The organism is Maribacter sp. Asnod1-A12, assembly GCF_045063735.1.
Lineage (GTDB): Bacteria > Bacteroidota > Bacteroidia > Flavobacteriales > Flavobacteriaceae > Maribacter.
The window spans coordinates 3,046,354-3,060,300 of sequence record NZ_JBEFNZ010000006.1; the positions used below are offsets into that span (position 1 = coordinate 3,046,354).

Here is a 13,947-nt window from a genome sequence, read left to right on the forward strand (position 1 = left end):
CACAGCTTTTGCTTTTTAATATATTTAAAAGTATTTACTTCTGGTTATCTATCCAAACTTTAGCATTTTTAAAAGCTTCTAACCAAGGTGAAACTTCATCATTTCTATCAGTAGGGTAGTGTGCCCAATTCCATGGAAAAATAGAACGTTCAATATGCGGCATGGTTACTAAATGACGACCTGTTTTATCGCAAAGCATAGCAGTGTTAAAATCACTGCCATTTGGGTTTGCCGGGTAACCTTCGTAACCGTACTTGGCTACGATATCATATTTGTCCTCTGTTTGTGGTAAATCGAATTTACCTTCACCGTGAGAAATCCAAACACCAAGTTTACTGCCTTCTAAAGAGGAAAGCATAACAGAGTTGTTTTTCTGTATTTCTACAGAGGTAAAATTACTCTCGTGCTTGTGAGAATCGTTATATGTCATTTTTCCGTGAGTCTCGTGCTCCGGATTAATCAAATCCAATTCCATAAACAACTGGCAACCATTACAAATACCAACGGATAAGGTATCAGGTCGTGCAAAGAAGTTTTTAATGACCGTGTTTGCTTTCTCGTTATATTTGATAGCTCCTGCCCATCCTTTTGCACTACCTAATACATCTGAGTTGGAGAAACCACCAACAGCGCCTAAGAATTGAATGTCTTCCAAATTCTCACGTCCAGAGATTAAATCCGTCATGTGAACATCTTTTACATCAAACCCTGCTAAATACATAGCATTAGCCATTTCACGCTCAGAATTACTTCCTTTTTCACGTAGAATCGCAGCTTTTGGTCTAGCTCCGTTTGTTGTTTCAGAACGATTAGGTAAAGCGATAGCTGCAGAATTCAAGAAGTTGTACTGTAAAGGTTGAACTTTATAATTCTCAAATCTATCTTTTGCTAAACCTTTTGCAGTCTGCTGATTATCTAGTAAGTACGATGTTTTGAACCAAGTGTCACGAAGGGTTTCAATGTTTAGTCCCATTTCCATACCGTTGTTTTTAACGGTAAGTGTTGCTTCATTAGTAACCGTTCCTATTTTTTTAGCATCAATACTCTTAGACTTCAATATAGTTTCAACGCTATCATCACTTGCTTGAAAAACAATACCTGCATTTTCAGAGAACAATACTTTGATGGTATCGACTTCGCCTAAACCTGTAAGGTCAAGATGAGCACCTAAATTGGTGTCTGCAAAGCATAATTCTAACAGGGTAGTAATTAATCCGCCAGAAGCAACATCATGTCCTGCAACTATTTTATCCTCTTTAATTAAAGATTGAATCGTATTAAAAACAGTTTTGAAGTAAGCCGAATCAGTGATGGTAGGAGTTTCGTTACCAATACTATTTCTAGTTTGGGCAAAAGACGAGCCACCTAATTTAAAATTATCTTTAGTTAGGTTGATGTAATATATAGCACCACCATCTTTCTGTAAAACCGGCTCAACTACCTTGGTTATATCGCTGCAGTTACCAGCAGCTGAAATTACTACGGTACCAGGAGAGATAACATCACCATCTTTATATTTTTGCTTCATGGAAAGAGAGTCCTTTCCCGTAGGTACATTAATGCCTAAATCGATAGCAAAATCAGATACAGCCTGTACGGCTTTGTATAATCGTGCATCTTCACCTTCATTTTTGCAAGGCCACATCCAGTTGGCAGAAAGCGATACAGAAGCTAATCCGTCTTTAAGCGGAGCCCAAACCAAATTGGTCAATGATTCCGCAATACTATTTTTACTACCTGCAGCAGGGTCAATCAATGCAGAGATAGGGGAGTGTCCAATACTTGTAGCAATACCTTCTTTTCCTTTAAAATCCAAAGCCATTACCCCGCAGTTGTTCAACGGTAATTGTAACGGACCAACACATTGTTGTTTTGCAACACGACCACCAACACAACGGTCAACTTTGTTTGTAAGCCAATCTTTACTGGCAACGGCTTCTAGTTGAAGAACGGCATCCAGGTAATCATGGAAAAATTCCAATGAATAAGCTGCATTTTTATAATCGCGCTTTACGGTACTGTCCGTCATCACTGTTTTGGGAGAACTACCGAACATATCTGACAACGCTAAATCCATAGGCTTAGCACCGTTGGTTTTAGATTCAAAAGTAAAACGGTCGTCACCAGTAACATCACCAACTTCATACATTGGCGAACGCTCACGGTCAGCAATACGTTTTAAGTGGTCTACATCATTTTTACCGATTACAAGACCCATACGTTCTTGAGATTCGTTTCCTATAATTTCTTTAGCAGATAGGGTAGGGTCACCAACAGGTAACTTATCTAAATCTATTTTACCACCAGTTTCCTCTACAAGTTCAGATAAACAGTTTAGGTGCCCTCCAGCTCCGTGATCATGGATAGAAACAATGGTATTTTTATCACTTTCTACCATACCACGAACGGCATTGGCAGCTCTTTTTTGCATTTCAGGATTGGAACGTTGTACGGCATTAAGTTCAATAGCAGAGCTAAATTCGCCCGTATCAGCACTAGAAACTGCGGCACCGCCCATACCTATACGGTAATTGTCGCCACCTAGAATTACAATTTTATTATCTGTTTCTGGCTTATCTTTAATAGCTTGTTCAATTTTACCATACCCAATTCCACCAGCTTGCATAATTACTTTATCGTAACCCAGCTTACGGTGACTGAGCGAAGCCGAAGTCTTGTCTTCTGAAGATTCAAACGGAGTAGAAGCTTCATCATATTCGAACGTCAGAACCGATCCGGAAATTAGAGGCTGTCCAAATTTATTTCCAAAGTCAGAAGCACCATTAGAAGCTTTTATAAGAATGTCCATTGGTGTTTGGTATAGCCAATCTCTTTCTTGCATCCCCTTTTCCCAGGGTCTTTCTTTTTCTAAGCGAGAGTATGCTGTCATGTAAACAGCCGTACCGGCAAGAGGCAAAGAACCTTTACCACCAGCTAGTCTATCTCTTATTTCACCACCCGCACCAGTTGCGGCACCGTTAAAAGGCTCTACCGTGGTAGGGAAGTTGTGTGTTTCCGCTTTTATGGAAATAACGGAGTCAAACTCTTTCTCTTGATAGAAATCGGGTTTATCGGCAGTTTTAGGAGCAAATTGCATTACTCTAGGTCCTTTTACAAACGCAACATTGTCTTTGTAAGCAGAAACGATATCATTTGGAAACTCTTGAGAAGTTTTCTTTATCAACTTAAATAGCGAAGAAGGCATTTCTTCACCGTCAATGACAAAAGTGCCATTGAATATTTTGTGCCTACAGTGTTCAGAATTTACCTGGCTGAACCCAAATACCTCAGAGTCGGTAAGTTTTCTGCCTAATTTCTTGCTCAGGTTTTCTAGATAATCAACTTCTTCATCATTAAGGGCTAAGCCTTCTTGTTTGTTGAAGGCAGCGATATCTTCAATATTTAAGATAGGTTTTGGTGCTATATGAATATCGAATACCTCTTGATTTAATGTGCTGTATTTCTGAGAAATCATAGGATCGAATCCTGAAAATTCTTCTGCTTTGGCATTAAATTCTTCAATCCGAATAATTCCCGAAATTCCCATATTTTGAGTAATCTCAGTGGCATTGGTACTCCAAGGAGTAATCATTGCGGCTCTAGGACCAACAAAAAAGGCGTCAAGAGACGCCGCATTTATTTTAGGTTGGTTGCCGAACAACCATATAAGTTTACTTATATCTTCAGATGATAGTTCCTTAGCGGTCTGTACCGCAAAAACCTTTTTGCTAGGTTCCCCAAAAAAGTGAATCATTGTAGTGTGTCTGGTATTGATTTTTGAATTACAAAATTAAGACTTTACTAGCTACTATTTACGGTAAATTGAAACACTTTTAAACAGTAATTGTTAATGAAATAAGTAAGATTTTGTTTTATCTTTATTGGCTGGCTTTAAAGTGTTCGTAAAGCAATACTTTAAAGTCTGAAAATTAGATTTTAACTATAAACATATCAATAGTATGTTTATTAGACTTAAGTTAAGTTTATTAATTTACAGCATAATTTAATTGTTGGAAAATTGCAAATAGTATGGCAAAACAAAATATTGAGACTCAGGCACTTGATTATGGTATGGAAATGATAGGTGGTAAATGGAAGCCAATTATTCTGTATCACGTTAATAAAGGTACCAATAGATTTAATAAGCTTTTTTCGGAAATAGAAGGCATTAATCGGCAGATGTTAAGCAAGCAATTAAAGTCTTTAGAGCGTTCAGGTATTTTGGATCGTACCTTGTACGGTGAAATTCCGCCACGTGTAGAATATACATTGACACCGTTAGGTAAATCACTACTTCCGGTTGTTGAAGCAATAACTCAATGGGGACAAAAGCAAATAGCTGAGACTATAGTAATTTCAGAAATTGTAGAAGTCAAGAAAGTAGCAGAACCGAGCAAAGAGCCAGAAATAAACGAAGAGTCAGAAATAAAAGAGGTACCAGAAGTAAAAGAAGCGCCTAAAGCACAAGAAATTCCGGAGGTTAAAAAAGATGCTGAAATAAAGGAAGCTCCAAAAGTTCCAAAAAATCAGCAATTACCACTTTTTTAGTTATTTGAAAATTATTCTAAGTTTTCAAATATGGATTTTAATGCCGTGTAAAATCCGTATTATTTTAAAATAGATTACTTAGGTTTTGAATTAGACAAAAATTGATTGTTTATGCATATGTAATCATCAATTTATGTAACTTCTAGCAACTAATTCAAAAAACCATCATGAAACAAAGAACTAAGCTATTAGCAGTCGTATGCTTACTCACCTTAAGCTTTACCTATGCGAAGCAGAAAAAGTCAAAAAAAAAAATTGAAAAGTTAAAAACCGAAGTAGCGGCGTTGGTCGATGACAACAAAAAGCTTGCTCAGGTTATGGTCGATAAGATTTTTAGCTTTTCAGAACTAGGATTTCAGGAAGTGGAATCTTCTAAATACCTAACTGGAATTTTAGCGGAAAACGGATTTGAAATAGAGAACTCGATTTCTGGTATTCCTACAGCTTGGTTCGCCACTTGGAGTAATGGAGAAGGACCAACAATTGCTTTGGGTAGTGATGTGGATTGTATACCTAAGGCATCCCAATATCCAGGAGTTGCTTATCACAAGCCGATAGTTGAAGGTGCACCGGGTCATGGCGAAGGTCATAATTCCGGTATTCCTATGAATATAACTTCGGCCCTTGCGGTAAAGAAAATAATGGAACGCGAAAATATAGGTGGTACCTTACTGGTATGGCCAGGTATTGCAGAAGAGCTAGTGGCTGCTAAAGCATGGTATGTAAGAGATGGGCGTTTTGATGATATTGATATGTGCATTTTCACTCATGTTGGTAATAATCTTGGTGTTTCTTATGGACCAACAAGAGGTACTGGATTAATATCTGTAGAATATTCGTTTGATGGTGAAGCGGCTCACTCCGCAGGCTCGCCATGGAGAGGTAAAAGTGCCTTAGATGCTGCAGAGTTAATGAATATTGCTTGGAATTATAAAAGAGAGCATTTACATCCTTTAAAACGTTCACATTCTATTTTTACGGATGCTGGTGATCAACCTAACGTGGTACCGTCAAAAGCGGCGGTATGGTTCTATTTTAGAGATATTAAGTATGAGGGAATTATGGAAATGTACGCTATGGCTAATGATATGGCTAAGGGCGCAGCATTGATGACAGGAACTACAATGACTTCTAAGGTTTTGGGTACGGCATGGCCAAGACATTATAATAAGGTCATTGCAGAAACTATGTATTCCAATATAAAAGAAGTAGGATTGCCAGATTGGTCTGAAGCCGATCAACAACTGGCTAAGGCAGTGCAAAAAGAAGTGAATTCTGAAAAGATAGAAGGTTTACCGCTAGAATTGGCAGAATTAGGACTGCCGGTCTTGGAACCAATTAGTGGAGGGTCGGATGATATTGGCGATATTTCTTGGAAGGTACCTACGGTGACGTTGAGGTATCCATCTAACATTCCAGGATTGCAAGGGCATCATTGGAGTAACGCCATAACAATGGCAACACCAATTGCCCATAAAGGGGTAGTAGCAGGTGCAAAAGTAGAGGCTATGACTATAATAGACTTTTTATTGAAGCCAGATTTATTAGAAGGTGCTTGGGATTATTTTAATAACGAGCAGCAAAAAGAGACAAAGTACCGCCCTATGATTTCTGAAAGCGATTTACCTCCAATTTATTTGAACAAGGATAAGCAAGACCAATTTAGATCAGAATTGGAAAAATACTATTACGACGAAACAAAGTACGATACTTATTTGGAGCAATTGGGTATTGAATATCCTACTTTAAAAGATTAGGTAACTAAATACTATCCGCCAAAAAAAAGCCTTTAAATTCATTAGAATTTAAAGGCTTTTTTAATTTATGTTCTTCTAAAGTTTAAATGCTTTTTTCTAGCAAGGCCATATAAAAGCCGTCATAGCCGCTTTTAGAAGCATATATCTTTTTATCTTTTACCAAAGTAAAATCTTTTCCTTCTTCAGACTTCAAGAAAGACTGCACTTGGTGGCTGTTTTCTTGAGGAAGAATAGAGCAAGTAGCGTAAACCATTTTTCCGCCAGGTTTCACTATTTTGCTATAGTTTCTAATAATTTCGTGCTGGGTTTTTACAATTTTATCAAGAAATTCAGGCTTCATTTTCCATTTAGAATCCGGGTTTCTTCTTAGAACTCCAAGTCCGGTACAGGGTGCATCAATAAGTACCCTATCGGCGCTACCATAAAGCTTCTTGTATACCTTTGTAGAATCTATTTCACGAACTTCAATATTGTGTGCGCCATTACGTCTGGCACGTCTTTTAAGTTCTTTCAGTTTACTGCCGTAAATATCCATAGAAATCAATTGCCCTTTGTTTTCCATTAATGCAGCTAAGTGTAGTGATTTTCCACCGGCACCAGCACAAGTATCAACCACACGTTGCCCAGGTTCCACATCTAAGAACTCGGCAACCAATTGTGATGAAGCATCTTGTACTTCAAACATTCCGTTTTTAAAAGCTTGGGTAACAAAAACATTTGCTCTTTCAACTAATTTTAGGGCAGAGGCATATCCTCTAATAGGCTCGGCAACAATATTTTCGTCCAATAACGCTTTACGCAATTCTTCTTTGTTTGTTCTTAAAGTATTGGTACGCAAGATTACTTCTGCAGGCTGATTTAGTTTGGCTAGCTCTTCGGTCCATAATTTTTCACCCAAAGCTTTTTCGCATAACTCATCAATCCAATCCGGCACAGCTTCTCTAAATTTTCTAATTTGAGAAAGCTCGTCGAATTTTCCTTTAATTCTTCGCTCAGGTGTAGGTTCTATCTGTTTCCAATCTGGTAATTTAATACCTTTTAAAACTGCCCAAACAGCCCACATACGAAAAAGATCTGGTCTACTAAAAGGAGCTTTAACCTCTGCTATTTCAGTATATAAACGTTTATAGCGTACCATTTCATAAGTGGTCTCGGCAATAAAACCTCGGTCTCTAGAGCCCCATCGCTTATCGTATCGTAGTACTTTTTGAACCACCTTATCGGCATATTCGTTTTCGTTGAAGATGAGGTTTAAGGCGTCTATTACGGCAAACACCAAATTTCTGTGTAATTTCATTAGAGTAGCTATTATTACTTTATCAGAAGGTTTGAAGCCGTCATTGTATTGATTATCGATTAGATAGGCTTATGTTCTTCAAAAATTTATGGCTGCAAAGGTATTGTTTTAGAAGCGATTCCATTTATTTTTGAGCAACTTTATACCATAATCCTATGCGTTATATTTTTCTTTTAGTCATTTTGATGTGTTCATGTTCAGAAAGTAAGCATCCAACTACGTTTAATACGATAGATATTGAAACCATATATTCAGATTCTTTAAGTATTAGGGCTATAGAATTGATGGGTAATAGTTTGGCATTCGCTGCAAATAAAGGCACGTTTGGTACTGTGGATTTGGCTACTGGTATAGTACGTGCGAATATTGAAAAATACCACACTAGTGTGCCTTCGTTTAGGGCGATAGCTCATACGAATACCGATTTTTTTATGCTTTCAATTGAGTCGCCTGCACTTCTTTATAAAACAGGGGAAAACGGTAGAATGGAGCTAGTCTATAAAGAGGAGGGAGAAGGTGTTTTTTATGATGCCATGACTTTTATGAACGATAAAGACGGAATTGCCATAGGAGATTCTGTAAACGGATGTTTAAGTGTTATTAAAACTTCGGATGGTGGACTTACTTGGACAAAATTGCCGTGTTCTCAATTACCGGAAGGTATTGAAAGTGAAGGAGCTTTTGCTGCAAGTAATACTAATATCAAAACAATAGGGGGTACTATTTGGATGGCGACAACAGCTGGAAGAATTCTGTTTTCTTCGGATAAGGGTGAATCATGGGAAACTTATCAAACCCCTATCAGAAATGCGGAAGCAACAGAGGGTATTTATTCCATCGATTTCTATGATGAAAATTTAGGATTTGCCATTGGCGGAGATTACACTGATCCAGATAATGCTATGGTTAATAAAGCGATTACCAAAGATGGAGGAAAAACCTGGAACTTGGTAGCTGATGGAATTGCACCGGGTTATAAAAGTTGTGTTCAATTTGTTCCGGGTACAAATGGAAATGGGATTGTGGCTATAGGGTTTACAGGTATATCTTACTCATCAGATATGGGTAAAAATTGGAAAGAACTATCAAAAGAATCTTTTTATACTATTCGTTTTCAGAATGATTCTGTGGCATATGCCGCAGGTAAAAATCGCATATCTAAATTAATTTTTAAGTAGTTATTTACCACCTTTGTTTTGGCGATATTGCTTCATTAATTGTCGCTTAAATTCTTCTTCTGATCTCAATAATAGCAGTGTTTTCTTTGCAGAAATTACTGTACTTACATTTTTAAGAAAACTATTATCTAAGACCTCTTCTTCCTCTTCTATTTGCATATGAAGCGCTAAGAGTTTTTGAGCTTCTTTTTCTGTCAAAGAAGCGGCATCCTTAATTTTATTTTTAATTTCTTGAAGACCTTTTTTACGTAAAGCATTTCTTTTCTCTTGATATTCATTGTACACAGGCCAAAACTCCTGAGCTTCTTTGGTATTTAAAGAAAGTTTTTCAGTGATGAAAGCTACTTTTAAGGTATTTATTTTCTCCCAATCTTGGTTTCTCTGTCCAAAAGAAAAAGTAGTTACAAATAACAATATTGTAATTATAAATTTATTCATTGTAGTCAATATTTAGTTCATCAAAATCACTCACATTTTCATTTAAGTAATCTAAAAGGTTATCACTTTCTATAGGTGAGCTTAAAAAATCTGAATATTCAGTATTCGTTACAGGTAATACTTCTGCAATTTCATATGGTGAAAGTTCAAAATCATTATTTTCAAAATAGGCTTCAATATCAGCATTTGCCAAATCGCTAAAAGTTAATTCACTTGAAGTATTCCAATTATAATTTAAAACTATAAGCACAATAGCGGCAATTGAGGCAGCTACGGCTATTATTTTTTTAATAGGAAAAAGTGGAATCACTTTTGGCTCATTCTCAAGTTTTCCTTTAAGGGTATCATGGAAAGACTCAAAATAATTATCAGGCACTTTAAAGGCACTATCTTTTGAGGTAGTGCTTTCTGGCTTAGATAATTTATCCATTAGTTTGTCCTCAAAGCTATTGAAATAGCCTTCTGGAGTTTTAAACGGAATTTTATTGTTTTTGTTCATGATATAAGTTTGACACTCAATTCTATAAAAGGTTTAATCTTCTTTAAGAAACTGTTCCAATTTTTTTACTGCTAGGTGGTATGATGCTTTTAGACCACCTACAGAAGTATTTAATATTTCTGAAATCTCTTCATACTTCAACTCCTGAAAATATTTCATGTTAAAGACCAATTTTTGCTTTTCAGGAAGTGTTGCAATTGCTTTTTGAAGTTGAAGTTGTATTTCATCACCTTCGAAATAAACATCTGCCTCGAGATTTTCAACTAATCTATCTTGATAATCGGTATCTGATACACCTTGTAGCTTCGCTCTTTTTTTTATAAAATTTAAAGCTTCATTGGTGGCAATTCTATACATCCAAGAAAAAAGTTTACTATCCCCTTTAAATCCATCTATGTTTTTATAGACTTTGATAAAAGTGTTTTGTAAAACATCATCTGCATCGTCGTGGTTCAAAACAATGCCTCGTATTTGCCAATACAAGCGTTCTTTATAGGTATTTACCAATACTTCAAAAGCCTGCGCTTGCTTGCTTTCTGTTTTTAAATCTAATATTAAGGTTTCCTCTTCAATCACTTAGAAATGAGGTTAGTTTATGGTTAGACAATGAAGTTAGCTAAAAGTTTAATTTAAAATTATTTTTATATCAATTTAAAAACAATGAAGTAGTTCTTTAGGAAGTTAGCGATTGCATTTGCACCAATTTTTTATAGGTGCCATTAAGTTCTAATAACTCTGCATGAGTGCCTTGCTCAACAATTTCTCCTTTTTGAAGTACAACAATAGTATCTGCATTTTGTATAGTAGAAAGTCGGTGTGCAATAACAATAGAAGTTCGGTTCTTCATCATCTTTTCAAGAGCATCCTGTACCAAGCGCTCGCTTTCGGTATCTAAAGCAGAGGTTGCTTCGTCTAAAATCATGATTGGAGGATTTTTTAAAACCGCTCTAGAAATAGATAGGCGTTGTTTTTGTCCGCCACTTAGTTTATTACCGCTATCACCAATGTTGGTATCGTATCCCTTGGGTAAATCCATTATAAAATCATGGGCATTGGCAATTTTTGCAGCTTCTATAATTTCTTCATCAGTGGCATTCTCTTTTCCTAATCCGATGTTGTTTTTAACCGTGTCATTAAATAAGATAGAGTCTTGTGTAACTAATCCCAGTAAACCACGTAAAGACTTTTTACTAAGGTTTTTAATGTTGTTGCCATCAATGCTAATATCACCCTCATTGACATCATAGAAACGAGTAACAAGATTGGCTATGGTACTTTTGCCACTACCGGATTGCCCAACTAGGGCAACGGTTTTCCCTTTTTCAACTGTTAAGTTAAAATTTTTTAATACATAATCATCTTCGTATTTAAAAGAGATGTTGTTAATGTTTACAGCTGTATCAAAGGTTTCTTGATTTATAGGATTTGCAATTTCAGAAATAGGATTTTTAGTTTCTAAAATTTCCATTACTCGTTCTGCTGCTGCGTTACCTTTTTTAACACTGTAAGAAGCTTTACTAATAGCTTTAGCAGGAGTTAATATTTGATATGACAAAGTCATGTAAGTAATAAACAAACTGCCTTCAAGAGTTTTTTCCACTAAGACCATTTGTCCGCCATACCATAGAATTACGCCAATGGCTGCAATACCAAAAAATTCACTTGTAGGGGATGCCAAATTTTGTCGATTTAGCAGGCTATTTGAAAAATTAAAAAAACGTTTAGTTGAAGCTTGAAATTTCTTTGCAAATACAGATTCTGAATTAAAGGCTTTTATAACTCGTAATCCTCCTAAGGTTTCTTCAAGAATAGATAGAAAGTAACCTTGCTCACTTTGAACTTTGTCAGATTTTCGTTTTAACGATTTTCCGATTAAGGAAATCAAAAAACCCGAAAGCGGAAGAAATAGAAAAACGAACAAAGTCAATTTAGCACTTATAGCTAGCATGGCTAAAATCGTAAATATTATTGTTAACGGTTCTCTAACAATCAACTCTAAAATGGACAAAAATGAATGTTGAATTTCTAGCACATCAGAGGTGATACGGGCTATAGTATCGCCTTTTCTCTTTTCAGAATAATAGGAAATAGGTAATTCTACAGTCTTGTCGTAGAGCTCGTTACGTAAATCTTTAAGTACGCCATTACGTAAGAATGTAATGAAATACATAGCTAGGTAATTGAAAATATTTTTTAATAAGAACATGCTAATAATCAAACCAACCATCAGCATGAGTATTTCCCCTGAGTCTATGTGTTGACCTTGTTCTGTTATAAAAAAGTTTAAAGAATCAGTTACATAGTCCTCTATATTAGATATGCCATTCCATTTCGGTTTAGTGTAAACTTCTTCTGTTTTGTCAAATAACACTGTCAACATTGGAAATAATGAAATCATTGCCAATGTTGAAAACAGTGCATAAAAGATGTTAGATATAATATTTAAAATTGCATATATCTTGTAAGGCTTCGCAAAGCGAAGAATCTTTTTGAAATAGTTCATTAAGCTAAATTAAGCTCAGCAAGAATACTCTTGACTTTATTGTCAAGTTCTGCTGCCACTTTTTTATAATCTTCAGTTTTTTCTAATTTGGTATTTGTACTGATGTAGAATTTTACCTTAGGCTCTGTTCCACTTGGTCTTGCTGCTATTCTCGTACCATCTTCAGTTTCGTAAATTAAAACGTTAGATTTTGGAATATCAATAGTTTTCTCTTCACCAGTTAAAACGTTTTTAGCAATTGACGTGTTGTAGTCTTCAATCCACTTTACTTTAGAACCCGCTACAGATTCTACAGGGTTTTCCTTGAAATCTTTCAACATTTGCTTAATTTCTTCAGCACCGCTAATTCCTTTTTTGGTAATAGAAACTAAATGCTCTTTATAGAAGCCATAATCAACATAACATTGAATTAAATCTTTGTAAAAAGAACTACCGTTAGCTTTTGCTTGACTAGCAATTTCACATGCCAATAGGGTAGAGGTAACCGCATCTTTATCGCGTACAAAATCACCTACCATATAACCAAAGCTCTCTTCGCCACCACCAATAAACTCAGATTCTGGAAAATCTTTGATCATTTTACCGATCCATTTAAATCCGGTAAGAGAAGTTTTAAACTCTACGCCGTATGCCTTGGCCATAGCTTCCATCATTGGGGTAGAAACTATAGTAGTCGCAATAAATTCATTGCCTTTAAATCCTTTTTCTTTTTTCTTTTCTAGAAGGAATTTTGTCATCAAAACCATAGCTTGGTTTCCGTTAACAATTTCCATTTCCCCATCAAGATTACGAACGGCAATACCTAAACGGTCACTGTCTGGATCTGTACCCACAACCATATCTGCACCAATCTCTTCGGCTTTTTTAACCGCCATAGAAAGTGCTTCTGATTCCTCTGGATTGGGAGATTTAACGGTTGGGAAATTTCCGTCAGGTTTAGCTTGTTCCTCAATGATAGTTACATTTTCATACCCGCCACGTTTCAATACTTCTGGAATAGCGGTAATTGAAGTTCCGTGTAATGAGGTGAAGACAATTTTAAAGTTATCTTTTCCAGCGGCATTAAAATTACCTGCTGCAACAGATTGAGAAATAAAAGCTTCATCAACTTCTTTGTCTATTACTTCAATAAGGCTATCGTTGGGGCTGAATTTTATATTTTCAAAATCAAGAGAATTGATTTCAGAAATAATTTCTCCATCCTGTGGTGGTACAATTTGTCCTCCGTCCGTCCAGTACACTTTGTAGCCATTGTATTCTGGCGGATTATGTGATGCCGTTAATACGATACCCGCATGACAATTTAAATGTCTTACTGCGAACGAAAGTTCTGGGGTAGTACGTAAATCTGAAAATAAGTAAACTTTAATATTGTTGGCAGAAAATACTTCTGCCACTGTTCTTGCAAGTATGTCACTATTATGACGACAATCAAAAGCGATAACTACTTTAATTTCCTCGCCTTTGTAGACTTTGTTTAAATAGTTGCTAAGACCCTGTGTACTTTTACCTAATGTATATTTATTAATACGGTTGGTGCCTACGCCCATTACGCCTCTCATACCACCGGTACCAAATTCCATATTTTTATAGAAACGGTCGTTCAGTTCTTCTTTGTCGTTAGCAATAAGGTGTTCAATTTCTTTTTTTACAGCTGGGTCGAAAAAATCGGTTAACCAGGTTTTAGCGGTATCAAGGATGTTATCCATTTGGTTTATAGTTTTATG

At 36.1% G+C, this 13,947-nt stretch carries 10 protein-coding genes; 3 read left to right on the forward strand and 7 right to left on the reverse strand.

All coding sequences use genetic code 11. From position 1 onward, the window contains the following. Positions 1-34 precede the first annotated feature (34 nt). Positions 35-3,754 (reverse strand): phosphoribosylformylglycinamidine synthase, encoded by a 3,720-nt coding sequence (gene purL, locus ACJJVP_RS12945; protein WP_405414206.1) that lies wholly within the window; start codon positions 3,752-3,754, stop codon positions 35-37. Positions 3,755-4,029: 275 nt separating this feature from the next. Between purL and ACJJVP_RS12950 the strand changes: the two genes are divergently transcribed. Both ACJJVP_RS12950 and ACJJVP_RS12955 read left to right on the forward strand, forming a co-directional pair. Continuing rightward, the gene (locus ACJJVP_RS12950; RefSeq protein ID WP_405414208.1) at positions 4,030-4,548 is read left to right on the forward strand and encodes a winged helix-turn-helix transcriptional regulator; all 519 of its coding nucleotides are present in this window, start codon (positions 4,030-4,032) and stop codon (positions 4,546-4,548) included. Between the two features lie 167 nt (positions 4,549-4,715). Continuing rightward, positions 4,716-6,305, forward strand: a complete 1,590-nt coding sequence (locus ACJJVP_RS12955; protein WP_405414209.1) for an amidohydrolase — start codon at positions 4,716-4,718, stop codon at positions 6,303-6,305. Between the two features lie 82 nt (positions 6,306-6,387). Here ACJJVP_RS12955 and ACJJVP_RS12960 read toward each other — a convergent pair whose 3' ends face one another. Beyond that, positions 6,388-7,602 carry an RsmB/NOP family class I SAM-dependent RNA methyltransferase gene (locus tag ACJJVP_RS12960; RefSeq protein ID WP_405414210.1) on the reverse strand — a complete coding sequence of 405 codons (1,215 nt, stop codon included), beginning with the start codon at positions 7,600-7,602 and terminating at the stop codon, positions 6,388-6,390. Between the two features lie 155 nt (positions 7,603-7,757). Here ACJJVP_RS12960 and ACJJVP_RS12965 point away from each other — a divergent pair, with 155 nt between their 5' ends. After that, positions 7,758-8,780 carry a WD40/YVTN/BNR-like repeat-containing protein gene (locus tag ACJJVP_RS12965; RefSeq protein WP_405414212.1) on the forward strand — a complete coding sequence of 341 codons (1,023 nt, stop codon included), beginning with the start codon at positions 7,758-7,760 and terminating at the stop codon, positions 8,778-8,780. Here the strand turns inward: ACJJVP_RS12965 and ACJJVP_RS12970 are convergent, their stop codons facing one another. The 5 genes from ACJJVP_RS12970 to ACJJVP_RS12990 form a co-directional block, all read right to left on the reverse strand. Then, entirely contained in the window at positions 8,781-9,218 is a 438-nt protein-coding gene (locus ACJJVP_RS12970; protein ID WP_405414214.1) for a hypothetical protein, read from the reverse strand. Beyond that, a complete protein-coding gene (locus ACJJVP_RS12975; protein WP_405414216.1) occupies positions 9,211-9,717 on the reverse strand; it encodes a hypothetical protein in 507 nt (168 codons plus the stop codon). The genes ACJJVP_RS12970 and ACJJVP_RS12975 overlap by 8 nt, the downstream gene beginning before the upstream one ends. A gap of 33 nt (positions 9,718-9,750) precedes the next feature. Next, positions 9,751-10,293, reverse strand: a complete 543-nt coding sequence (locus ACJJVP_RS12980; protein WP_405414218.1) for an RNA polymerase sigma factor — start codon at positions 10,291-10,293, stop codon at positions 9,751-9,753. 97 nt (positions 10,294-10,390) lie between these two features. Then, positions 10,391-12,220, reverse strand: a complete 1,830-nt coding sequence (locus ACJJVP_RS12985) for an ABC transporter ATP-binding protein (RefSeq protein WP_405414220.1) — start codon at positions 12,218-12,220, stop codon at positions 10,391-10,393. After that, on the reverse strand, positions 12,220-13,929 hold the full coding sequence (locus tag ACJJVP_RS12990) for a phospho-sugar mutase (RefSeq protein WP_405414222.1): 1,710 nt from the start codon (positions 13,927-13,929) through the stop codon (positions 12,220-12,222). The genes ACJJVP_RS12985 and ACJJVP_RS12990 overlap by 1 nt, the downstream gene beginning before the upstream one ends. Positions 13,930-13,947: the final 18 nt, after the last annotated feature.